Origin of the sequence: Streptomyces sp. NPDC001530 (assembly GCF_042894545.1) — a bacterium.
Classification (GTDB): Bacteria; Actinomycetota; Actinomycetes; order Streptomycetales; family Streptomycetaceae; genus Streptomyces.
Map to the genome: position 1 here is coordinate 141,543 of NZ_JBIAVS010000007.1, position 22,825 is coordinate 164,367.

Annotated in this window: 21 protein-coding genes; 11 read left to right on the forward strand and 10 right to left on the reverse strand. The window is 70.5% G+C overall.

What is annotated here, in order from left to right; translation table 11 throughout:
• The first annotated feature begins 48 nt into the window (after window positions 1-48).
• The 4 genes from ACFY0T_RS15725 to ACFY0T_RS15740 all read left to right on the forward strand — a co-directional run bounded on the left by ACFY0T_RS15725 (window position 49) and on the right by ACFY0T_RS15740 (window position 3,583).
• On the forward strand, window positions 49-648 hold the full coding sequence (locus tag ACFY0T_RS15725; protein ID WP_388869735.1) for a dihydrofolate reductase family protein: 600 nt from the start codon (window positions 49-51) through the stop codon (window positions 646-648).
• A gap of 126 nt (window positions 649-774) precedes the next feature.
• On the forward strand, window positions 775-1,746 hold the full coding sequence (locus tag ACFY0T_RS15730) for a GNAT family N-acetyltransferase (protein WP_388869738.1): 972 nt from the start codon (window positions 775-777) through the stop codon (window positions 1,744-1,746).
• A gap of 18 nt (window positions 1,747-1,764) precedes the next feature.
• Window positions 1,765-2,565 (forward strand): sugar phosphate isomerase/epimerase family protein, encoded by an 801-nt coding sequence (locus ACFY0T_RS15735; protein ID WP_388869740.1) that lies wholly within the window; start codon window positions 1,765-1,767, stop codon window positions 2,563-2,565.
• Window positions 2,566-2,698: 133 nt separating this feature from the next.
• Window positions 2,699-3,583, forward strand: coding sequence for an MHYT domain-containing protein (locus tag ACFY0T_RS15740; RefSeq protein ID WP_388869743.1), 885 nt, complete (start codon window positions 2,699-2,701; stop codon window positions 3,581-3,583).
• Between the two features lie 32 nt (window positions 3,584-3,615).
• On the opposite strand, the gene ACFY0T_RS15745 is transcribed toward ACFY0T_RS15740, so the two are convergent.
• The gene (locus ACFY0T_RS15745) at window positions 3,616-4,209 is read right to left on the reverse strand and encodes an RBBP9/YdeN family alpha/beta hydrolase (RefSeq protein WP_388869746.1); all 594 of its coding nucleotides are present in this window, start codon (window positions 4,207-4,209) and stop codon (window positions 3,616-3,618) included.
• A 50-nt stretch (window positions 4,210-4,259) separates the two neighbouring features.
• Between ACFY0T_RS15745 and ACFY0T_RS15750 the strand changes: the two genes are divergently transcribed.
• Window positions 4,260-5,195 carry a LysR family transcriptional regulator gene (locus ACFY0T_RS15750; protein ID WP_388869749.1) on the forward strand — a complete coding sequence of 312 codons (936 nt, stop codon included), beginning with the start codon at window positions 4,260-4,262 and terminating at the stop codon, window positions 5,193-5,195.
• On the opposite strand, the gene ACFY0T_RS15755 is transcribed toward ACFY0T_RS15750, so the two are convergent.
• Complete coding sequence (locus ACFY0T_RS15755) at window positions 5,188-5,604, reverse strand: ATP-binding protein (protein WP_388869751.1); 417 nt, start codon at window positions 5,602-5,604, stop codon at window positions 5,188-5,190. The genes ACFY0T_RS15750 and ACFY0T_RS15755 overlap by 8 nt on opposite strands.
• A gap of 123 nt (window positions 5,605-5,727) precedes the next feature.
• Between ACFY0T_RS15755 and ACFY0T_RS15760 the strand changes: the two genes are divergently transcribed.
• Both ACFY0T_RS15760 and ACFY0T_RS15765 read left to right on the forward strand, forming a co-directional pair.
• The gene (locus tag ACFY0T_RS15760) at window positions 5,728-6,546 is read left to right on the forward strand and encodes a Scr1 family TA system antitoxin-like transcriptional regulator (RefSeq protein WP_388869753.1); all 819 of its coding nucleotides are present in this window, start codon (window positions 5,728-5,730) and stop codon (window positions 6,544-6,546) included.
• Window positions 6,543-6,815 carry a DUF397 domain-containing protein gene (locus tag ACFY0T_RS15765; RefSeq protein WP_388869756.1) on the forward strand — a complete coding sequence of 91 codons (273 nt, stop codon included), beginning with the start codon at window positions 6,543-6,545 and terminating at the stop codon, window positions 6,813-6,815. Before ACFY0T_RS15760 ends, ACFY0T_RS15765 begins: the two co-directional genes overlap by 4 nt.
• Here the strand turns inward: ACFY0T_RS15765 and ACFY0T_RS15770 are convergent.
• Entirely contained in the window at window positions 6,719-7,363 is a 645-nt protein-coding gene (locus ACFY0T_RS15770) for a GNAT family N-acetyltransferase (RefSeq protein WP_388869758.1), read from the reverse strand. The genes ACFY0T_RS15765 and ACFY0T_RS15770 overlap by 97 nt on opposite strands.
• A gap of 86 nt (window positions 7,364-7,449) precedes the next feature.
• Window positions 7,450-8,214 (reverse strand): dienelactone hydrolase family protein, encoded by a 765-nt coding sequence (locus ACFY0T_RS15775; RefSeq protein ID WP_388869761.1) that lies wholly within the window; start codon window positions 8,212-8,214, stop codon window positions 7,450-7,452.
• 99 nt (window positions 8,215-8,313) lie between these two features.
• Between ACFY0T_RS15775 and hemC the strand changes: the two genes are divergently transcribed.
• Window positions 8,314-9,249, forward strand: a complete 936-nt coding sequence (gene hemC, locus ACFY0T_RS15780) for a hydroxymethylbilane synthase (RefSeq protein WP_388869764.1) — start codon at window positions 8,314-8,316, stop codon at window positions 9,247-9,249.
• A 37-nt stretch (window positions 9,250-9,286) separates the two neighbouring features.
• Here hemC and aroA read toward each other — a convergent pair whose 3' ends face one another.
• Complete coding sequence (aroA, locus tag ACFY0T_RS15785; RefSeq protein ID WP_388869767.1) at window positions 9,287-10,528, reverse strand: 3-phosphoshikimate 1-carboxyvinyltransferase; 1,242 nt, start codon at window positions 10,526-10,528, stop codon at window positions 9,287-9,289.
• Window positions 10,529-11,139: 611 nt separating this feature from the next.
• On the opposite strand from aroA, the gene ACFY0T_RS15790 reads away from it, so the two are divergent.
• Entirely contained in the window at window positions 11,140-12,999 is a 1,860-nt protein-coding gene (locus tag ACFY0T_RS15790; protein ID WP_388869770.1) for a glycoside hydrolase family 3 protein, read from the forward strand.
• Window positions 13,000-13,187: 188 nt separating this feature from the next.
• Complete coding sequence (locus ACFY0T_RS15795) at window positions 13,188-13,826, forward strand: hypothetical protein (RefSeq protein ID WP_388869773.1); 639 nt, start codon at window positions 13,188-13,190, stop codon at window positions 13,824-13,826.
• 25 nt (window positions 13,827-13,851) lie between these two features.
• On the opposite strand, the gene ACFY0T_RS15800 is transcribed toward ACFY0T_RS15795, so the two are convergent.
• Window positions 13,852-15,300 (reverse strand): S28 family serine protease, encoded by a 1,449-nt coding sequence (locus tag ACFY0T_RS15800; RefSeq protein WP_388869776.1) that lies wholly within the window; start codon window positions 15,298-15,300, stop codon window positions 13,852-13,854.
• A gap of 183 nt (window positions 15,301-15,483) precedes the next feature.
• Entirely contained in the window at window positions 15,484-15,873 is a 390-nt protein-coding gene (locus ACFY0T_RS15805) for a hypothetical protein (protein WP_388869779.1), read from the reverse strand.
• A 155-nt stretch (window positions 15,874-16,028) separates the two neighbouring features.
• On the opposite strand from ACFY0T_RS15805, the gene ACFY0T_RS15810 reads away from it, so the two are divergent.
• Window positions 16,029-16,490, forward strand: coding sequence for a hypothetical protein (locus tag ACFY0T_RS15810; RefSeq protein WP_388869781.1), 462 nt, complete (start codon window positions 16,029-16,031; stop codon window positions 16,488-16,490).
• Window positions 16,491-16,496: 6 nt separating this feature from the next.
• Here the strand turns inward: ACFY0T_RS15810 and ACFY0T_RS15815 are convergent, their stop codons facing one another.
• The 3 genes from ACFY0T_RS15815 to ACFY0T_RS15825 all read right to left on the reverse strand — a co-directional run bounded on the left by ACFY0T_RS15815 (window position 16,497) and on the right by ACFY0T_RS15825 (window position 22,449).
• Window positions 16,497-20,294, reverse strand: a complete 3,798-nt coding sequence (locus ACFY0T_RS15815) for an ABC transporter ATP-binding protein (RefSeq protein ID WP_388870501.1) — start codon at window positions 20,292-20,294, stop codon at window positions 16,497-16,499.
• A 125-nt stretch (window positions 20,295-20,419) separates the two neighbouring features.
• A complete protein-coding gene (locus tag ACFY0T_RS15820; RefSeq protein ID WP_388869784.1) occupies window positions 20,420-21,481 on the reverse strand; it encodes an esterase-like activity of phytase family protein in 1,062 nt (353 codons plus the stop codon).
• Between the two features lie 53 nt (window positions 21,482-21,534).
• Window positions 21,535-22,449 carry a serine hydrolase gene (locus ACFY0T_RS15825; protein WP_388870504.1) on the reverse strand — a complete coding sequence of 305 codons (915 nt, stop codon included), beginning with the start codon at window positions 22,447-22,449 and terminating at the stop codon, window positions 21,535-21,537.
• Window positions 22,450-22,825 lie beyond the last annotated feature (376 nt).

Sequence of the window (22,825 nt, forward strand, 5' to 3'; positions counted from 1 at the left end):
CGGTCCTCATTGCCGTAATCACCCGAGCGACGAACAGGAGCCCCTCCCATGCGCATCGTGATCAGCGAGTTCATCAGTCTGGACGGCGTCGTGCAGGCGCCCGGCGGTCCCGACGAGGACACCGAGGGCGGCTTCGCCCACGGCGGCTGGACGCACCGGTACTTCGATCCGGACGTCGTGGGCGGCGCCTTCGCTGACGCGCTGGGCACGGCGGACGCGCTGCTGTTCGGGCGCCGTACGTGGCGGTCGATGGCGGCGGCCTGGCCCGAGCGGGCGGGGGACCCGTTCGCCGATCGGATGAACTCCGTCCGGAAGTACGTCGTGTCCAGCACGCTCGGCGAGGACGAGCTGACGACGTGGAACAACACCACGCTCATCCCCGGCGACCAGGCCCTCGCCCGCATCCGGGAGCTGCGCGAGACGGATGGCGGCGACCTGTCGATGATGGGCAGCCCCACGCTCGTGCGCACCCTCCTGCGCGAGGGCCTGGTCGACGAGCTCCGGCTCATGCGCATGCCGGTGATCCTGGGCGGCGGCAAGACGATCTTCCCCGACGACGGCGTGAAGCGCCCGCTCGAACTGGTCTCCACGGTCACCAGCAAGACGGGCGTGGACGTGTGCGTCTACCGGCCATCCGACGAGGCGTAGAGGGCAGAGGGGTAGGCGTGCGCGGTCAGTCGTTCTATTCTCGGAGCAACGGTATCTCTGACTGAGTCAGCCATCCGCGCCGACCAGTCGGGGCCGACCACCAGAGCCGACCAGCCGGGGCCGATCATGACCGTCCAGGACATCCGCTCCTTCAACCGCTTCTACACGAACGTCATCGGCGCGCTCGACTACGGCCGCCACCTCTACGCCCCGTACACGCTCACGGAGTCCCGCGTCCTCTACGAGCTCGCGCACTCCCCGCGTACGGACGCGGTGGACCTGCGGACCGAACTCTCCCTGGATTCAGGATATTTGAGCCGCATCCTCAACAAGTTCGAGCAGGACGGGCTGGTCGAGCGGGCCCCGTCCGAGCAGGACCCGCGCCGCCGTCGGATCACGCTCACCGCACGCGGCCGGGACGCCGCCGACCTGCTGGACGAGCGGGCGCGGGAAACCGTGGGTGCGCTGCTCGCGACCGTGGCCCCCGCCGACCGGTCACGGCTCGCGGAGGCGATGCGCACGGTGCGGACGATCCTGGGCGACGGCCGGGGCGGCCCCCGCCGCGAGGACGTCGCGCTGCGCGAGCCCGGCCCCGGTGACCTGGGCTGGATCGTGCAGCGCAACGCGGCGTTGTACGCGGCCGAGTACGGGTGGAACACCGACTACGAAGGTCTGGTCGCGAGGATCGTCGCCGACTTCGCCGAGGATCACGATCCGCACCTGGAGCGGGTGTGGATCGCCGAGCAGTGGGGGTCCCCCCGCTCGAGCGAAGCCGAGAGTGGGGGAGGACGGCCCGTGGGGTGCGTCATGTGCGTACGGGACGACGCCCCCGGCACCGCCCGGCTCCGCCTCCTCCTCGTCGAGCCGGACGCGCGCGGGCTCGGCATCGGCGATCGGCTCGTCGAGGCCGTCGTCGACTTCGCGCGTGGCGTCGGCTATCGCGAACTCGTCCTGTGGACCAACGACGTCCTCACCGCCGCCCGCCGCATCTACCAGCGCCACGGCTTCGTCCTCGTCTCCGAGAAGCCGCATCGCTCCTTCGGGGCGGATCTGGTCGGCCAGGACTGGCGGCTGGATCTGCACGGGACGCAGGACTGACGAGTAGGGTCCCTGATCATGAAGCTGGCATTCTCCACCCTCGGTGTGCCCGGACTCCCGATCCCCGACGTCGTACGGCTCGCCGCCGCGCACGGCTATCACGGCGTGGAACTGCGGGCGCATCCGGAGGAGCCCGTTCACCCGGGCATCAGTGCGGCCGAACGGGCCACTGTGGCGGCGGAATTCAAGGCGGGCGGAATCGAGATCCTGGGGCTCGCGGGGTACGCGCGCGTCGCGGCGCCGGGGGACGACGCGCCCGTGATCGACGAGATCCGCCAACTCCTCGTCCTCGCACGCGACGTGGGCGCCCCCTTCGTGCGGGTCTTCCCCGGCGCCGGCACCGACCAGGATCCCGAGGAGGCCGACGCGACGGCAGCCCGGCGCCTCGGCACGGCGGCGGAGTACGCCACCGACCTGGGCGTACGGATCCTGCTGGAGACCCACGACTCGCACCGCACCGGCGCCGACGCGATCCGCGTCCTGGGCCTGGTCGGCCACCATCAGGTGGGCTCGCTCTGGGACGTGATGCACACCTGGCTGGGCGGCGAGCAGCCGTCGGCGACCTATGCGGCGCTGTCCCCGTACCTCGGCTATGTCCAGGTCAAGGACATCGCGTCCGCCGACGACACCACCCCGCTGCCGCTGGGCACCGGCGTCCTGCCGCTCACCGAGTGCGTCGAGGTCCTCGCCCGCCACGACTGGGACGGCTGGCTGTGCTGGGAGTACGAGAAGCGGTGGTACGAGGCGGCCGCCCCGCTGGCCGGGTTGCTGGGCCCGGGCCGCGACCACCTCTGCCGGCTGCTGAACGACGCCGGCTGACCAAAGCGACAGAGAGCCAGCGCCAGAGAGTTAAACAGAGTTAACCCGAATACCAACGGTAACGGATTGCTCACGCAACCCTGACACGAGACCTTACTCCCTCAAGTAGCCATGACTCGGGGGGAGTTGGCATATGCAGGGCACAGTTGACGGTTTCAGATACGGCGCGGTCACTCCGGTTGCGGCCTATCTCATCGCCTGCCTGGGAAGCGCTCTGGGGCTGCGCTGCATCGTCCGGTCCGTGCACAACGAGCAGTCGTGGAGACCCGGCTGGCTCGCGCTCGGGGCGACGTCGATCGGCTGCGGTATCTGGACGATGCACTTCATCGCCATGATCGGCTTCCGGGTCGAGGAGAGCCGTATCCGCTACGACGTCGGCCTGACGGTGCTGAGCCTCGCCGTGGCGATCGCCGTCGTCGGCGTCGGCGTGTTCGCCGTGGGGTATCGCGGCGCCGGCGCCGGCACCCTGGCCACCGCGGGTGTCGTCACCGGTCTCGGCGTGGCCGCCATGCACTACATGGGCATGGCGGCGCTCCGGATGAACGGCTACGTCCAGTACGACATGGTCACCGTCGCGCTCTCCGTGGTGATCGCCATCGTCGCCGCGACCGCCGCACTGTGGGCGGCCGTCTCCATCCGGGGTTTCCTCGCCGCTCTGGGCGCCAGTCTGATCATGGGCGTCGCCGTAACCGGCATGCACTACACCGGCATGGCCGCCGTGGGAGTCCACCTCCACAACACGACCGACAGGTCGTACGTCGGCGATTCGCCCACCTCGCTCCTGCTGCCCCTGCTCATCGGCCCGATCATCTTCCTGATCCTGGCCGGAGTGGTGGTGATGTTCGACCCCCTGCTGGTCCTCGGCGACGGGGACTGGAGCCGCCCCACCCCGCGACAGCGCGCCGGGACCGCCCGGACCGAGCCCGCTGTATCGCGCTCCGACTCGCTCTTCGAGCCCTCGGCCGCGGCCAACCATGCCCGACGCACCCGGGACCGACGCGGGGCCGGCCGCGCATAAAGAAGTGGTGAGCCCTACGAACCCAACGAGCCCTACGAGCCCTGCTCCGGGCGAGCCGTGAGCCGCGCCGTCCCGTCCAGGCACCAGTCCAGTACGGCGGGCCAGGAGCCGTAACCGGCGTCCAGGTCGAGGTGGGCGGCCCCGGGGATGATCTCGGTCGGTACGCCCAGGGGGTCGCCGTATACGGTGCGGGCGCCCTCGGGGCAGTACGGGTCGTCGTCGCCCGCGACGAGCCGGGTGGGCCCGGGCACCGCGACGTCGTCCAGCGGCGGCGGGGCGAACTCCGCGATCTCCGGGTGCTGTACGAGGACGGATGCGGACGGCGGCGCGACGAGGAGCACCCGGTCGACGTCGACGCCGGGTACGCCGCGTGCGACGGCGTGCAGCCACAGCACGGCGGACGCGCTGTGGGCGAGCACGACGCGCTCCGAGGCGCCGCGCAGACCGTCGAGGTGACGGGCCAGGTCCGTCAGCCACACCTCCAGGGCCGGGTCGTCGGGATCGGGCAGCTGCGGGTACGTGACGTCATGGCCCAGCTCCGTCAGCCGGTCGGCCAGCCAGTGCTGCCAGTGGTCCTTCGGGCGGTGGTTCTGCCAGCCGTGGAGGATGAGGAAGTGCTGCGTCATGGGGCCATGGTTTCCGATCACCGGAAGGCAGGTCCAGTTAATCTTTCCGGGTGGAACGGATAAGTGAGACCTTCACTGTCGATCTGCGCCGCCTGACCGTCCTGCGCGAACTCCAGCGCCGCGGCAGCCTGGCGCGAACGGCCGAGGCCCTGCACCTGACCCCCTCCGCCGTCTCCCAGCAGATCGCCGCGCTGGCCCGCGAGACGGGCGTGCCCCTGACCGAGCGGGACGGGAGGGGCGTACGGCTCACTGGGCAGGCGCGCGTGCTGCTGGCGCACGCCGACCTGATCGCCGCCCAACTGGAGCGGGCGCGCGCCGACTTGGCCGCGTACGGGGAGGGCGGGCGCGGGTCGGTCACCATCGGCTGCTTCTCCAGCGGCATCCTCGGCCTCCTCCCCGGCGCGCTGAGCGCGTTGGCGGCGCGGCTGCCCCACGTCCGCGTCGATGTCGTGGAGGCCGAGCCACCCGACCTCTTCACCGCGCTCGACGCCGGCCAGGTCGATGTCGCGGTCGCCGTGGACTTCGCGGCGGCCCCGCCCCACACCGACCGGCGCTACACCCGCACCGACCTGTTCACCGACGTCCTGGACCTCGCCGTCCCGGCCGGCCACCGCCTCGCGGGCCGCGACCGGGTGTCGTTGCGGGAACTGGCCACCGACCCGTGGATCGTCGGCGACGCCCGCAGCTGCTGCGGTGCGGTCGCCCGCTCCGTCTGCGCCGCCGCCGGTTTCACGCCGGACATCCGGCACGCCGTCAACGACTGGGGCGCGCTCGCCGCCCTCGTCGAGGCGGGCCAGGGGGTCGCGCTGATCCCCCGCCTGGTCCAGCCGCTGTACGCCCACCGCCGCCTCGCTCTGCTCACCACGGAGGGCGCACCACCATCCCGGAACGTCTTCGCGGCCGTACGAACAGGTTCGGAGCGTGACCCGGTGCTGATCGCCGTACGAGATCAACTGCTGTCCACGGCAGGAGACCTGGTCAGCTGAGTACGCGCGCCCACAAGGTCTTGCCGAACGCGCGGTCCCGCACCTCCCAGGCGTCGGAGAGAGCCTCCACGAGGAGCAGACCCCGGCCCGAAGTCGCATCGGGATCAAAGGACTTCACCACCGGGTGATGCGGTGACCCGTCCGAGACCTCGATCTCGATCGCCTTCCCGCCGTCGTACGTCATCGCCACCTCGAAGCAGCGGCCGGGCACGCGAGCGTGCCGGACCGCGTTCGTGGCGAGCTCCGAGATGATCAGGGCGATGGTCTCGGCCGCGTCGTCCGATGCCGCCCAGGAGGCGAGTACGAGCTGCGCTCCGCGCCGGGCCTCGGAGACGTTTTCGGCCAACGGCATGAACATCCGCCGCCAGGAGCGGGCTTGAGGGTTTACGCCGTCACTTTCTGTGTTCATACGGAAACTGTCGGCGCTGGTCGCTACCTTCACCAGTGACCGAGCGTCGACGACCGCGTGCGGCAACTGGGTTTGCGCACGGGTTGATTGGCGTTGAGCCGTGTTGAGGGGGTGGTGACTGCGATGGGGCAGCCCAAGAAGAACTCGTCCTCGCCTGCCGCGCAGTACTTCGCGGAGGTGTTGCGTCTGGTGCGCGTCCATGCGGAGCTTACGCAGGACGAGTTGGGTCAGCGCATGGCCTACTCGGGCGCGGCCGTGAGCGCCGTGGAGACGTGCGCGAAGCCTGCGACCGATGAGTTCATCAAGGCCGCCGAGAAAGCACTGGACTCGTTCGGGATCATCGCGGCCGCGGCCAAGTACCTGCGACTGGAGCGTTATCCCGAGTACTTCCAGGGCTTCGTCCAGTTGGAGCAAGAGGCCCTGAGTGTGTCGTCGTACAGCACCCAGCTGGTGCACGGCTTGCTGCAGACCGAGGCCTACACGCGCGCGCTGCTCAAGTGCGACTTCCCGCCGTTGGAGGACGTGGAGATCGAGCAGCTCACGCTCGCGCGGATGGAGCGCAAGGCGCTCTTCGGCCGCAAGCCTGTGTGCGTCATCAACACGATCCTGGAAGAGGATGCGCTGCGGCGGCGGATCGGCGACAAGGAGGTCATGCGCGATCAGTACGACTACCTCATCGAGTGCAGCGAGCGCCCCAACCTCGTCATCCAGGTCATGCCATCGAACGTCGGGCCTCATGCCGGGCTTCGTGGCCCCATGACCGTGATCGAGACCCCGGAGCAGACGTCCCTCGTCTACACGGAAGCCCTGGGCAAGAGCCTGCTCGTGTCCGAGCCCACCGAAGTGGGTGTGCTCACTCGCCGTTATGCGATGATCAGTCGGCAGGCCCTCCGGCCCGACGAATCCGTAGACCTGATCAGGCAGTTGGCGGGTGAGCTATGACCGAGCTGAAGTGGTTCAAGAGCAGCTACAGCGACTCGGGCGGCGGCGAATGCCTCGAAGTCGCCCTCTCCTGGCGCAAGAGCAGCTACAGCGACAGCACCGGCGGTGATTGCGTCGAGGTGGCCACCACCTCCGCCATCCACATACGCGACTCCAAGGCCCCTGACCGCCCCTACCTCACCGTCTCCCCCACCACCTGGACCGCCTTCCTCACCCTCGCGGACAGGGACTCCCGGCACTCCGGCCACTCCGCCGCCGTAATCGAATAGATCGCGGAGTCGCGGAGGAGGCCGTCCTCGCCCGGCGCCCAGGAGCGGGACCAATTCCTGAGTACGCCCTCGAAGCTGGCGCCCGTGCGCTCGATCGCGGCGCGGGAACGGCGGTTGCGGGCGTCGGTCTTGAGGTCGACGCGGGAGACGCCCCACTGCTCGAAAGCGTGGCGGAAGAGGAGGAGCTTGGCCTCGGCGTTCACGCCGGTGCCCTGGCCGGAGCGGGCGAGCCAGGTGAAGCCGACCTCGATGGCGTCGAGTTGATCGTCCGTCAGCCAGCAGCGGGGCTCCCAGAACGATGTGGCGCCGATCGCTCGCCCCAAGGCGACGGACACCTGGGCGTACGGCGCCAGTTGGCCGGTCGCGGCCCGGGCGAGCTGCGCGTCGATGTATGCCCCGACCTCATCCGCCCGGGGCACCCAGGTGAACTCGTACGAGCCCCGGTCCTCCTCCGCCGCGACGGCGAGGTCGGCGGCATGACGGTGGTCCAGCGGCTCCAGACGTACGAGCGCGCCTTCCAGGACGGGTCCCTCCAGCTTGAAAGTCACCGGCCGAAGTGTTCCGTACGCGCCCGGGGTCGTCGAACGAAATTCCTGTGGCGGAACTCGCGCGGTCAGTGACCTGGAGGGTCGGCCTACTCGCCGAGCTCGGAACCGAACAAGGTGCGCACGCGCGTCCAGGAGTCCTCGGCGGCAGCCTCGTCGTAGACGCCGCGTCCGGGGAAGAAGAAGGCGTGCTGGGCGCCCGGATACACGACCGTCTCGTGGCGTACCCCCGCCTTCGTCAGCGCCTGATCGATCCGGCCGCGCTGGTCCGCGTCGATGACGTGGTCGAGTTCCGCGAAGAACAGCAGCATGCGCACATCGCGGTCGGCGATGCCGTCGGTCGCCTCCAGCAGCGGTTCCGGACGGCTCAGCGCGGTGCCGGCGACGGGCAGCCAGCCGGGGTAGAAGATCGCCGCTGCCGCGAGGTCCAGCCGGCTCGCGGCGAAGTAGGCGATGTGGCCGCCGAGGCTGAAGCCGAGCACACCGGTCCCGCCGGTGGCGTCCGCGTGGTCGCGGACGTAGGCGGTGCAGGCGCGCAGATCCGCCTCGACGTCCTCACGGGTCAACTGACCGAGCAGTTCGAAGGCGTGCTCGCGGTTCGCATCGCTCTCCTCCAGACCGGCGGCGGTCTCCGGGCCGGAGCGGTGGTAGAGGTTCGGGGCGATCGCGACGAAGCCGAGTGCCGCGACACGCCGCACAACGTCCCGGACCTCCTCGGTCACACCCCACAGTTCGGAGCAGACGAGCACGGCCGGGCGGCTGCCGCCCTCGCTCGGACGGGCCAGGTAGGCGGTCATCGGCATCGAGCCGCCCACTTCGATGTCCACATCCCGCGCGACGATTTCGTGTGCCATGGCAGCCCCCTCAAGCGTGACAGTCCCCCCGACTCTGTCAGATCTCCGGGCTGATGTGTTCTCCATTCCGACGCGGCCCGACGGGCTATCGTGAACGGCATGTCCGCCCCGGAACTCATCCGTATCGTCTCGCGCGACTCGCCCATGGCGCTGGCCCAAGTGGAGCGTGTCCGCGCCGAGTTGGCCGTACTCCATCCCCGTATCCGCACCGAGGTCGTCCCGGTGAAGACGACCGGCGACAAGTGGATGGGGGATCTGGCCAAGGTCGAGGGCAAGGGGGCGTTCACCAAGGAGGTCGACGCCGCGTTGCTGGCGGGCGAGGCGGATCTCGCGGTGCACTGCGTCAAGGACATCCCGGCCGACCGGCCGCTTCCGGCGGGGACGATGTTCGCCGCCTTCCTCGCGCGCGACGACATCCGGGACGCCCTGGTCCACCCGGGCGGGCTGACCCTGGACGAGCTGCCGCAGGGCACCCGGGTCGGCACCTCCTCCGTGCGCCGCGTCGCGCAGCTCGCCGCTTCCCATCCGCACCTGGACTGCGTGCCGTTCCGCGGGAACGCCAACCGGCGTCTGGAGAAGCTGGCGGCCGGTGAGGCGGACGCGCTCCTCCTCGCGGTGTCCGGCCTCGAGCGCATCGGCCGGACGGACGTGATCACCGAAGTCCTGTCGCCCGAGACGATGATGCCGCCGATCGGCGCGGGAATCCTGGCCCTCCAGTGCCGCGAAGGCGACACGGCCCTGATCGACACCGTCAGCGACCTCGGCGATCCGGACACGCACCGCGAGGCCACCGCGGAGCGCATGTTCCTCCATGTCCTCCAGGGCCACTGCAACTCGCCGATCGCCGGCTACGCGAAGGTCGAGCGCGGAGGCGAACTGTCCCTGCGCGCCTGCGTGTTCACCCCGGACGGCAAGACCGTGCTGAACGCCCACGAGTGGGCGGGCCGCCTCGACGCCGCGACCCTCGGCACGTCCGTCGCCGTCGCCCTGCTGCGCCAGGGCGCCCGCGAACTCATCGACGACATCCCCCACTGACCCCCGGCCCGTCCGCCGGCCCGGCCCGCTCCCCCGGCTACGCGGACACGCCCTCCCCCGCCCACGCCCCGAACGCCTCGTGAAAGCCCGGGAACGTCTTCCGTACGCACCCGGGGTCGTCGAACGTGATGCCCGGGACCCGAAGGCCGGTCACCGCGAAGGACATGACGATGCGGTGGTCGCCGTACGTCTTGATCTCCGTGCCCATCGGCGCCCCCGGGTGGATCTCGATCCAGTCGGGGCCGGTCTCCACCCGTACGCCCATCCTCCGGAGGTTCTCCGCACAGGCCTCCAGGCGGTCGCACTCCTTCACCCGGGTGTTGGCGACGTCCTCGATGCGGACGGGGCCGGAGGCGAAGGGGGCCAGGGCCGCGAGGGTCGGCATGGTGTCGGAGATGTCGCGCATGTTGACCGTGACGCCGGTCAGCTCGCCCGTGCCCGTGCCCGTCACCGTCGTCGCGTCGGGGCCGACGTCCACCCGGGCGCCCATCCGGCGCAGTACGTCGACGAAGCGCAGGTCCCCCTGGAGCGCGCCCTCGCCGAGCCCCCGGACCGTGACCTCGCGGCCGGTCAGGGCCGCCGCCGCGAAGAAGTAGCTCGCGGTGGAGGCGTCCGGCTCGATGGCGTACGTGGTGGCGCGGTAGCCGCCGGGCGACACCACGAAGACGTCGCCGTCACGGCGTACGGACGCGCCGAACGCCCGCATCATCGCCAGCGTGATCTCGACGTACGGCGCGGAGACGAGGTCCGTGACCGTGATGCGCAGGCCTTTGCGGGTCAGCGGGCCCAGCATCAGCAGCGCCGTCAGGTACTGCGAGGACTGGCCGGCGTCGAGGGTCACATCGCCGCCCTCCACCCCCGCCGCCGCGATCCGCAGCGGGTGGTGGCCCTCCTCCTCGTGCCGGAGGTCCACACCGAGGTCGCGCAGGGCGCGGGTGAGCGGAAGCAGGGGACGGCGGCGCATCTGCGCGGAGGCGTCGAAGCGGTACGTGCCGTGGCCGGCGGCGGCCAGCGTCGGGAGGAAGCGGGCCGTGGTCGCGCCGTCGCGGCAGTACACGTCGGCCTCCGGGACGGCGGGGCCCTGCGGGCGGCCGTCGACGTGCCAGGTGTCCGGGGTCCGCCCGACGCGGTAGCCGAGCCGGGTCAGGCCCTCCGTGAAGCCCTCGGTGTCGTCCGAGCGGAGCGGGCGTACGAGGGTGGTGACCCCGTCGGCCGCCGCCGCCAGGAAGAGAGCGCGGGCGGTGAGGGACTTGGAACCGGGGATGTCGACTGCGGCCATACCCTCATGCTGGCTCCCTGACCTGCTCCCTCGCTGGACCGTCCGCCAAGTGGACCTTCCTGGGTGTCGCCGGCGACATGTCCGCAGCCCGGAAGGGTGGGAGGGCCGCCGCCCCAGCCACCACGAACTCCCGCAGCCCGGAAGGGCGGGACGGACGCCGCCCCAGCCACCACGAACTCCCGCCGCCCGGAAGGGCGGGACGGACGCCGCCCCAGCCACCACGAACTCCCGCAGCCCGGAAGGGCGGGACGGACGCCGGCCCAGCCACCACGAACTCCCGCAGTCGTGGCGTCTCAGCGCCCCCGTCAGACACCCCCGCCCCAACTTCCGGAGTTCCCCGTGAACCTGGGAACCCGGAGCCACCCCCCTTCGTCCAATCCGCATGCTGTCGGATGAGTCTCCGCAGTGCGGTGTCGGCCTCGCTGCTGGCTGCGATCGCTGACCACCCTCTCCGCCGCCTGCGGCCGGCAGCACGCCGCCACCGGCGCGCCCCCCTCCAACTGCGCCGGTGGCGGCCCCAACGCGGGTTACTGTGCACACCCTTGACTGGAAGAAACTTCCCGGATATTCGTGACTCCTCGGAAGTTTCCTTCATGAGGGAAGGAGCGCACGTGCGCGACTCCGGCACGGGAAGCACCGCACCACGACGGTCCAGACCGTCCAGACGTACCGTTCTCGCCGCTACCGCGGGGGTCACCGCCGCGCTGACCGTCGGCGAGCGCGCGCAGGCCGCCGACGAAGGCGCGCAGGCCGCCGACCAGGGCGGTGACACGAAACTCCGCGCCCTGATCTCCCGTATGACGTTGGAGGAGAAGGTCGGCCAGCTCTTCGTGATGCGGGTGTACGGCCATTCGGCCACCGCGCCCGACCAGGCCGACATCGACGCCAACCTCAAGGAGATCGGCGTCCGGACGGCCGCCGAGCTGATCGCCAAGTACCGCGTCGGCGGGATCATCTACTTCGCCTGGGCGCACAACACCCGCAATCCCCATCAGATCGCGGATCTTTCGAACAGCATCCAGAAGGCCAGCCTGGAACAGCCGCGCGGCCTGCCCGTCCTCATCTCCACCGACCAGGAACACGGGATAGTGGCCCGGGTGGGCAAGCCGGCAACGCTGTTCCCGGGCGCGATGGCGCTGGGCGCGGGCGGATCACGGGCCGACGCGCGCACGGTGGGGCGCATCGGCGGGGCCGAGCTGCACGCGATCGGCATCCGCCAGGACTACTCCCCGGTCGCCGACGTGAACGTCAACCCGGCCAACCCGGTCATCGGCGTACGCTCCTTCGGCGCCGACCCGGACGCGGTGGCCGGACTGGTGGCCGCCGAAGTGAAGGGGTATCAGGGCTCCGGTGTCGCGGCGACCGCCAAGCACTTCCCGGGGCACGGCGACACGGCCGTCGACAGCCACTTCGGCTTCCCCGTCATCACCCACAGCCGTGAGGTGTGGGAGGACCTGGACGCCGTGCCGTTCCGCGCGGCCATCCGCGCCGGCATCGACTCGATCATGACCGCGCACATCATGGTCCCGGCGCTCGACCCGTCCGGTGACCCGGCCACGCTCTCGCACCCGATCCTCACCGGCATCCTGCGCGAGGAACTCGGCTACGACGGGGTCGTGGTGACGGACTCGCTCGGCATGGAGGGCGTCCGGACGAAGTACGGCGACGACCGCGTCCCCGTCCTCGCACTCAAGGCCGGTGTCGACCAGCTCCTCAACCCGCCCAACCTGGACGTCGCGTGGAACGCCGTCCTGAACGCCGTACGCGGCGGCGAACTCACCGAGGCCCGCCTCGACGAGTCGATTCTGCGCGTGCTCCGCCTCAAGGCGAAGCTGGGGCTGCTGACCGACCCGTACGTCACCGACGGCGGCGTCGACCGCACCGTCGGCACCCCGGAGCACCTCAGGGCGGCCGACCGGATCGCCGAGCGCACCACCACCCTGCTGGTCAACAAGGAGGGCCTGCTTCCGCTGTCCCGTCTGCGCACCCCGAACGTGCTGGTCGTGGGCGCCGACCCCGCCTCCCCGTCCCTCTCCGACGGACCGCCCACCAAGGTCCTCGCCACCGCTCTCACCGAGCTGGGCTTCACGGCGACGGCCCTGTCCACGGGTACGGCGCCCTCGACAGCGACGATCGACAAGGCGGTGGCGGCGGCCCAGGGCAAGGACGCCGTGGTCGTCGGGACGTACAACGTGACGGCGACCGGTTCCCAGAAGACCCTCGTGGGGCGGCTCGTCGCCACGGGTGTCCCGGTCGTCGCGATCGCCATCCGCAATCCGTACGACGTTGCTCACCTCCCATCCGTCGGCGCCTACTTGGCCGCGTACTCCTGGACGGACGTCGAGCTGCGCGCGGCCGCCCGGGCCGTCGCGGGCGAGGTCGACCCGCGCGGCACCCTGCCGGTGCCGGTGCAGCGGGCGGACGACCCGACGCAGGTGCTGTATCCGATCGGGTACGGGTTGACGTACTAGTAGGTGCCGCATCCGATCGGTACGGGTTGACGTACTGGCAAGTGCGATAGCCGATCGGGCACGGGTGACGTACTAGAACCTACGCCGCACACCCGACGCACCACCCCCAAGTGGCGCAAAGCACCCCACACGTCTGGCGTGTGCCCGCTGCGGCGGGTCACGCTGGACCGGGGTATCGGGGGGAAGCCATGCGAGCCAGCGCGTTGGGTCGGCGTTCCGTTGGGGTGGTGTGCGCGCTGCTGCTTGCTCTGGCCGTGCTCGCCGGCTGCCAGCGCTGGTCCGGCTCCGACGCGGGAGACGGCGGGCCCAGCGCCAGCACGACAGCGACGCGGCCCTCCGGATACGGCGTGCGGTTCCTCGACGTCGACGAGTGCAGCTCCTTCGGCACGACCAGCTTCACGGAGGTGCCCTGCACGAGCGAACGGGCCGCCGCGCGGGTGATCGCCCGCTACGACGGCAAGGTCGCGGACGGCCCCTCCTGCCCCAGGACCACGGACTTCGTCCTGCACATCAGCCAGACCGCGCCCAACTCCGACGAGGACGGCGACGGCGCGGTCCCCCAGGGCTACGCCTGCATGCGCAAGCTCGAACCGCCCCACCCCGGCGACCCGGGCGGCGGCGGAGGCCCCCGCACCATCGTCGGCGACTGCGTCTACAGCGCGGGCAGCGGCCAGGTCCGCGAGACGGCGTGCGACGGCAAGGGCAAGAAGCCTCCGGAGTACAAGGTGACGTCGGCGGTCACCGCCCGCGCCAAGTGCCCCTCCTCCACGGCCCTGTACGTCCAGCTCGGTGGCACCAAGCCCGTGGGCTGCGCCCGCCCGGTGTAGCCGACGGGCGGGCGCAGCAAGGGAGTTACGGACGCAGCGCGGGTTCGCGCTCCACGTCCCGTACGTCCAGCTTGGCGTCGTACCGTGCCAGCGGCCTGGCCGCCGACGGATCCGACTGGACCGCGGTGGGAGCCACGCCCGCCCACTCCAGGATGCGGGCGGTGGCGAGGGCCTTCTCGTCGGCCACGAGGCCGGCGACGTTCGCGCCGTGGTTCAGGCCGGGCGCGGTGAAGACGTAGGAGTCACGCGCGCCGGCGCCCAGGCGGAAGCGCTCCGCGCCCCACGGGTCGTTCTGGCCGTAGACGAAGAGCATGTGGCGGGCGTTGTGCTTGACCCACGTGTCGACGTCCCGCATCGCCCACGGCTGGAACTTCATCGGGATGTCGCGCGGGACGAAGTTCCGGGGCGGCTGGTAGCCGTAGCGGATGTACTTCTTCTCGATGTACGGGAAGTGGATCGTCGGGGCGCCCAGTTGCGTACCCGCCTGGTAGTAGTACGGCGTGTACGGGGACAGACCCTGATCCGTGTAGAACGAGAAGCCCGAGATCGTGTCGACGGAGTTCCAGATCTCGTCGTCCGTCGCCGTCGCCGCGTTCGCCGGGATCGAGTCGCAGTCGGAGAGCAGGCTGTACTGCCAGAAGCCCCAGACGTAGTCGAGGACGACCGACTCGTAGGCGCGGTCCAGGCTGCCGACCGTGGTGAACGTGTAGCCGTTCTCGGCCGCGTAGGCCTCGTACTTCTTCTCCAGCGGCTCGCGGCGCACCAGCGCCTCGCGCTGGACCGCGTTCAGCTTGTCGCGGCACTCCTTGGTGCCGACGCCCGCGAAGAAGCGGTCGTACGCCGAGTCCTCGTCGTTCACGACGTCGTTGGGGGCGACGTACGCGACGACGCCGTCCATGTCACGCGGGTAGAAGCGCTCGTAGTACGTGGCGGTCATGCCGCCCTTCGAGCCGCCGGTGGACAGCCACTTCTGGCCGTAGACGGGCTTGAGGGCCTGGAAGATACGGTGCTGGTCGCTGGCCGCCTGCCAGATGTCGAGCTTGGACCAGTCGGCCGGGTCGGGCCGGGACGGGGTGAAGAAGCGGTACTCCATCGAGACCTGGTTGCCGTCCACGATCTGGGTCGGCTCGCGGCGGCTGGGGTTCATGGAGACGTTGTAGCCGCCGGTGTAGAAGACGGTCGGGCGCGAAGTGTCCTTGTGCAGCACGGTGATCCGCTGCTGGAACGTGCCCTTGGACGGGTTCCGGTGGTCGATCGGCTGGGTGTAGTTGAGGACGAAGAACCGGTAGCCGGTGTACGGCTTCTCCTGGATCAGGCTCATGCCCGGTATCGCGAGGAGCCGGTCCTTGATGTCCTCAGTGGTCGTGCCGGTGGTGCCGGTGGCCTCCGGCTGGGCGGCGGTGGCCGCCCCGGCCGTGCTCAGCGTGCCTATGAGCACCGTGAGCGCCAGCAGCCATCTGAGCGCCTTGCGCATGCACCCTCCCCTGGGATTACGCAGATGTCCGCCGGAACCTAGCGGAGCAACTGCCGTGACACCAGGGGAGGTTGGGAAATCGTGTGGATGTGACCTGATCCGGGTTCTGGGCTCAGCGGGGAACCCGACCCGCGGCTCGGCGAGAATCCAGTCCGGGGCTCGGCAGAGAATCCTGTCCGGGGCTCAGCAGAGAATCCAGCCCGTGCTCACCGAGCCCGAGCTGACGGAGCCCTTGATCCGGACGCAGCGGTGGCCGGCGTGTACGGTCACCGGTCCCGCGTGATGCGCGAAGCGCCCCGAGTCGACCACCGGCCGGCTGCCGCGCGCCTGCACGCTGACCGACATCGACCTGCGGCCCCCCTGCGTCTTGGGGAAGGTCACGGCGCAGACGTAACCATTGCGCTTGTAGACCTGCACGTACCCGGTCGAGAAGGGCAGCGTACGGACCTTGCGTCCCGAGCAGTAGGAGGTTGCCGCCTGCGCGCTGCCGGGGCTCGCGAGCGCGAACAGCCCGGAGGCGGTCAGCACGGCCACGCCGAGCGCCAACCGTCGGCGTATCGCACCACTGTCCACTGTCGTCCCTCCCGCAGCAATCAGCGTACTGGTGTACGGACGCACGACGTACGTCGGATGGTTGCGTTCGTCCGGGAGAGGTTTTTTCCGTGTTTGGGGCAACCGTGACCGTTTACCCGGGGTCCAACCGGTCAGAAAACGAAAGGCGGTAGCCCATGTCCCGTACGACCAACCGCGTACTCGTCGCGGCCGCCCTCCTCGCGGCGGCCGGTGCCTCCGTACCGGCCGTCGCCAGCTCCACCAGCCCGCCCCCGGCGCGCAGCGGTGCCAACGGTCCCGCCTACGACCGGGTGGCCGACTTCTACGGCGCGTACATCGACGCGGTGACCGACTCGGGGAGCGGTCACCTCGATTCCCAGCTGCGCACCTTCTATCTGACCTCCAACCTGCGCTCGCGCCTGGCCACGTGGGAGAGCCGCGAGCACGCCGACGGGGTCCTGCGCGCCCAGGACGTGCCGCGCGCCTGGAAGGTGACGGCCGGGGACAGCGGGATGGGGCACACCTGGTCGACGGTGAGGCTGACGTGGGGCTCCGCCCAGCATCCGACGTACACCTACCTGACGGTGCAGTCAGACCTCGCCACGAAGAAGATCTCGGACATCAAGGCGAAGTCCTGACGGGCGTCAGGCCTTGGAACCGACCGGTTCCTCCGGCTTCGGAGCTCCCACGAACGTCCGCCACAACTCGGCGTAGTGACCGTCCAGTTGGAGCAGTTCGTCGTGCGTGCCGTCCTCGGCGACCCGGCCGTGGTCCATGACCACGACCCGGTCGGCGCGGGCGGCGGTCGTCAGGCGGTGGGCGACAATCAAGGTGGTGCGCGCGTTAGCGCTCGTTGAGGGGTGGTGGTCGGGCGACGGGAGGGCGGTGCGGCGGCCCGCCAAGCGGTCGGTGGCCTGGTTCACCAGGGCCTCCGTCGCCAGGTCCAGCGCGGCGGTGGCCTCGTCCAGCAACAGCACGTCGGGGTCGACGAGTTCCGCCCGGGCCAGGGCGATCAGCTGGCGCTGGCCCGCGGAGAGGTTGCGGCCGCGCTCGGCGACCTCGTGGAGGTAGCCGCCGTCGAGCGTGGCGATCATGTCGTGCGCGCCGACCGCGCGGGCCGCGGCCTCCACCTCGGCGTCGGTGGCGTCGGGGCGGCCGTAGGCGATGGCGTCGCGGACCGTGCCCTGGAAGAGGTACGCCTCCTGGGGGACGACGCCGAGCCGGTGGCGGTACGAGGTGATGTCGAGGGCGCGCAGGTCCGTGCCGTCGACGGTCACCCGCCCGCCCGTCGGGTCGTAGAACCGGGCGACCAGCTTCACCAGTGTCGACTTGCCCGCGCCGGTCTCACCGACGAGGGCGACGGTCTGCCCGGCGGGGATGCGCAACGACACACCGCTGAGGGCCTCTTCAGCCTCGTCCGCGGACCCATACGCGAAGTCGACGTCCTCGAAGGCGATTTCGCCCTGCAGGGAGAGGACGTCGAGCGGCTCGTCGGCGGCCTTCGTGGAGGTCGGCTCCTGGAGCAGCTCCTGGATCCGGCCGAGCGAGACGGTCGCCTGCTGGTACCCGTCGAAGACCTGCGAGAGCTGTTGCACGGGCGCGAAGAACAGGTCGATGTAGAGGAGGTACGCGACCAGCGCGCCGGTGGTGAGCGTCCCGGCGTCGATCCGGTGCGCGCCCACGATCAGGACGGCCGCCGCGGCCACCGACGACAGCAGCTGCACGAACGGGAAGTACACGGATATCAGCCACTGCCCGCGGATCCGCGCCTTGCGGTAGCTGTCGCTGCCCTCCGCGAACCGCCGCCCGCCCGAGCGCTCGCGCCGGAAGGCCTGCAGGATCAGCAGCCCGGAGACCGACTCCTGGAGGTCGGCGTTGACCACCGACACACGCTCGCGGGCGAGTTCGTACGCCTTCACGCTCGCCCGGCGGAAGAAGAACGTGCCGATGACCAGCGGCGGCAGCGTCACGAAGACGACCAGTGCCAGCTGTACGTCGATCACCAGCAGCGCGCCCATGATGCCGAAGAAGGTGACGACGGAGACGAAGGCGGTGACCAGACCGGTCTGCAGGAAGGTCGACAGGGCGTCGACGTCGGTCGTCATCCGGGTCATGATCCGACCCGTCAACTCCCGCTCGTAGTAGTCGAGTCCGAGGCGCTGCAGCTGGGCGAAGATCTTCAGGCGGAGCGAGTACAGCACCCGCTCCCCCGTCCGTCCCGTCATCCGCGTCTCGCCGATCTGCGCCGCCCACTGGACGAGCACGGTGACCAGGCCGAGCGCGGCCGCGGCCCACACCCCGCCGAGCGCCATCTGGGTGACGCCCTTGTCGATGCCGTGCCGGATCAGCACGGGCAGCAGCAGGCTCATGCCCGCGTCGACGCCGACGAGGCCGAGGCTCACCAGGAGGGGCAGCCCGAAGCCGCGCAGCAACCGCCGCAGTCCGTAGGACTCCTCGGGCCTGACCGCGCGTGCCTCGTCGATGCCCGGAGTGTCGGTGGCCGGGGGCAACGCCTCGACCTGGGAGAGGAGTTCGGGGGTGGCGGGCATCCCGGCGAGCGCGTCGTCCTTGGGCTCGCGGTCGCCGGTCCACAGGTGGGGAGTCACGCCGCGCTCGGCGTCGAACTCGGCGTCCAGCTCGTCCCGTACGGAGGTGTCCTCCTGTGGCGCCACGGGCTGGGCGTGTCCCGGGGAGACCCCGCCCAGCTCGTCCGGGTCGGTGAGCAGCCGCCGGTAGAGCGGGGACCGCTGCTGGAGTTCGTCGTGGGTGCCGATGTCGGCGAGCCGGCCGCCGTCGAGCACGGCGATGCGGTCGGCGAGGTTGAGGGTGGAGCGCCGGTGGGCGATCAGGAGAGTGGTACGGCCCTCCATGACCCCCTTGAGGGCCTCGTGGATCTCGTGCTCGACGCGCGCGTCCACGGCGGAGGTGGCGTCGTCGAGGACGAGCAGGCGCGGGTCGGTGAGGATCGCACGGGCGAGCGCGACGCGCTGCCGCTGGCCGCCGGAGAGGGTGAGGCCGTGCTCGCCGACCTTGGTGTCGTAGCCGTCGGCCAGCTCGGCGATGAAACGGTCCGCCTGAGCGGCACGCGCGGCCGTCTCGATCTCCTCCTGGGTCGCCTCCGGACGGCCGTACGCGATGTTGGCTCGCACGGAGTCGGAGAAGAGGAAGGAGTCCTCGGGGACGAGCCCGATCGCGGCGCGCAGCGACTCCTGCGTCAGCTCGCGGACGTCGTGGCCGCCGACGAGGACGGCGCCGTGCGTGACGTCGTAGAAGCGCGGCAGGAGGAGGGAGACCGTCGACTTGCCGGAGCCGGAGGAGCCGACGACGGCGAGGGTCTCGCCCGGCCGGATCTCGAACGACAGCCCGTCCAGGACGGGCCGCCCCTCCTCGTATCCGAAGGACACGTCGTCGAACTCGACGGTCGCGGGCGCGTCGGCGGGCAGGGTCTTCGTGCCGTCCTGGATCGACGGCTCGGTGTCGATCAGCTCCAGGACGCGCTCGACACCGGCACGGGCCTGCTGCCCGACGGTGAGCACGACGGCGAGCATCCGCACGGGCCCGACGAGCTGGGCGAGGTACGAGGAGAACGCCACGAACGTGCCCAGCGTGATCTGCCCGCGCACGGCCAGCCAGCCGCCCAGCGCCAGCATCGCGACCTGGCCGAGGGCGGGGACGGCCTGGAGGGCCGGGGTGTACTTGGCGTTCAGCCGGATGGTGCGCAGCCGCCCCGCGAAGAGCCGCCGCCCGACCTCCCGGAGCTTCCCGGTCTCCTGGTCCTCCTGCCCAAAGCCCTTCACCACGCGTACGCCGCTGACGGCGCCGTCGACGACACCCGCGACCGCGGCGGCCTGCGCCTGCGCGTACCAGGTGGCGGGGTGCAGCTTCGTACGGCTGCGCTTGGCGATGAACCAGAGGGCCGGGGCGACGGCGAGCGCGACCAGCGTGAGCGGCAGGGACAGCGAGGCCATGATCCCGAGCGAGATCAGGAAGAGGAGGATGTTGCCGATGGTCATCGGCAGCATGAAGAGCAGGCCCTGGATCAGCTGGAGGTCGCTGGTGGCGCGGCCGACGACCTGCCCGGTGGACAGCTCGTCCTGGCGCCGGCCGTCGAGCCGGGTGATCGTCCCGTACATCTCCGTACGGAGGTCGTGCTGGACGTCGAGGGCGAGGCGGCCGCCGTAGTAGCGGCGGATGTAGGTGAGGACGTAGACGAGGACGGCGGCGCCTATCAGCGCGCCCGCCCAGGGGCCCATGCTCCGGCTGTGGTCCCCGACGACGTCGTCGATGATCACCTTGGTGACCAGCGGGACCAGCGCCATGACAGCCATGCCGGCCAGCGAGGAGCCGAGCGCGAGGACGACGTCCTTCGGGTACCGCCATGCGTACCCGGCAAGACGCCGTGCCCAGCCGGCCTCCTTTTCCCGCCCAGCCCGGCCCCGCACTTCCCCCTGCCGCGCGAGCTCCCCCTGTTGCGCTGCCACGCCGGTGCCTTCCGTAGATCCTTGTCCGCCGGAAGGCACCAACGCCGAGAGAAGCGGATTTCATCCCTCCGCAACATTCACCCCCGCTACGGCAGGCGTACCCGCAGGGAGTAGAGGCGGGTGATCTGGACCGGGTTCTGGTTGTCGTCGCTGACCAGGAGGAGGTTCAGGCGGCCGTGGGTGCGGCCGGTGATCGTCATGCCCTCGATGTTGTCGAGGAGCGGGTTGGGCTGCGGCTGCTTGGCGGTCGCTCCCAGTGACGGGCAGGTCACGAGGTCGGTGAGCAGGGTCTTCTTGATCAGCCGTACGCCGTCCTGGCCCGTCAGGGTGTCGATGCCGCTGGTGTCGGTGGCGTGGCGGAGGTCCGCCAGGTAGAGCCGGACGGTGTTGCCGACGCCCGAGGTGAAGCCGCGTTCCAGGACGAGCAGGCGGCCGTCGGGGGTGGCGGTGGCCTCGGAGACACCGAGACCGCTGTCGGTGCGGTAGCCGTACTGGGCGGACAGGCGGAAGTCCTTGCGGACGGCGGTCCGGTCCCAGGTCTGGAAGCGGACGATGCCCGTGGTGTCGCCGGACAGCGCGCCCTCCATCGCGGCGAGCAGGGTGTGCCCGCCGGGCAGGAGGGTCAGCCCCTCGAAGGTCTGGTTCGAGGTGGCGCGGCCCGCGGGGGCGACCCTGAGGGCGTCCGGCACGGGAAGGCTGCCGACCAGGGTGCCGTCCGGCTCGTAGCGGCGCACGGACGGCTCGGTCTCGGAGGTGACGAGACGGGTGCCGATGGGGGTCCCCCCGCTCGAGCGAGGCCGAGAGTGGGGGAGGTCGACGACCAGGCCCTCGGAGTCGAGCGCGGCGCCCTTCTCGTCGGCTAGCGGGACGACGCTCGTGGGCTGGAGGGTCGTGCGGTCCAGGGTGAAGAGCGAGGACCGGTCGGAGAGCGCGGCGATGCCGCCGTCGCGGTCCACGGCGAGCGCGGAGAGGTTGCCGACGAACGTGCCCTCGTACGTCGTCTTGTCGAGCGCGTCGGAGAAGCCCTCGATGGAGACGGACGGCGAACAGGCGTTGCCGGTCAGGGCGTTGGCGGGACTTGCGGCGGTCAGGGAGGTGGCCGCCGCCAGGCCGGCGGTGACGGTGGCGAGTACGGATCTCAGGCGCATGACCGTCACCGTAGGACGCGTCGGTGACGCCGAGGAGGCTTCCCCGTAAAGCGTCAGCCGGTGGACGGAACCGCCGGGAACGCCTCCTTCGGGGTGTCCGTCGGCGTGTACGTCTGTGTGCTCGTCGTCACCGGCACCAGGTCCTTGTGGATGACCTTGGCGATGCCCTGGATGGTGGCGACGCCGTAGTCCATGGTGCTGTTGCCGTGCGTGAGCACGGAGATCATGTAGTCGTGGCCGCCGCCGTTGAAGGTGCCGATGCTGTGCACCCGCCAGCCGTGCGTGGACCGCTGCAGCCAGCCGTTCTTGACGTGCACGGAGACCGTCGAGGGCGCCCCGGCCGGCGTACCCCAGCGCTGCGAGGAGATGACCTGGCCCATCAACTTCAGGATGTACGCACGGGAGTTGTCGCTCAGGACCGCGTTCTTGGCGGTGACGAGGGCGAGTAGCTTCTGCTCGTCGCGGACGGTGATCTGGGTCAGGCCCCAGTAGCCGTTCGCGCCCGGCACGGTCTGGGTCATCCCGGCGGCGGCGAGGAAGCCCTTGATCTTGGTCATGCCGAGCTGACGCCACAGGGTGGTGGTCGCGCTGTTGTCGGACTTGGTGATCATGGCGGTGGCGAGCGTGACCTCGCGGTCCGTGAGGTACCGGTTGTGCTTCTTGGCGTCCCACAACAGCGTGGCGAGGACGGTCACCTTGACGACGCTGGCGGAGTCGAAGGCGGTGCTGCTCCGCAGGGTGCACCTGGTGTTGGTGCTGCGGTCGTAGAGGCCGACCGCGATCGTCCCCGCGCGGTTCGCGAGCGCCGCGGTGATGTCCGTCTGCAACTTGGCGGCCAAGCCCGCCCGGTCCGACGTACAGCTGACCGTCGGTGTCGTGGCAGCGGCGGCGGGCGCCGCTGCCGCCGCGAACGGCACGATCACTCCGGCACCGAGGCTCGCTGCGAGCACACGGGTACCCCGGGACATCCGGTGAGTCATGGAGGCTTCCCCATCCCCTTGAGCCGATACGAATGCGCCACGGGCGCACTCGCCTCCCTTGACTCCTGGGGATGGCCGAAAGTTGTACGTGCGTTTCCTGGGCGGGGATTCGCACCAGTGGGCCTACCGGAGGCTGCCGGTGCATACCGGTGCCTACCGGGATGGGGCCGCTGGGACGAAGTTGGCGCACACCGTGGCCCTTGACCGACTCCCCTCGGTCAGGGGCCACAGTGGTATGCCAAAACGCCTACACAACAAGCGACTTGCCGGTTTCCGACACGCAACCGACACCTGCCGTTCATTCCGCGAAACACATGTCCATGTCACGCTCCGGTTGCCCGCTCAATCAACCCGCGTAGATCGG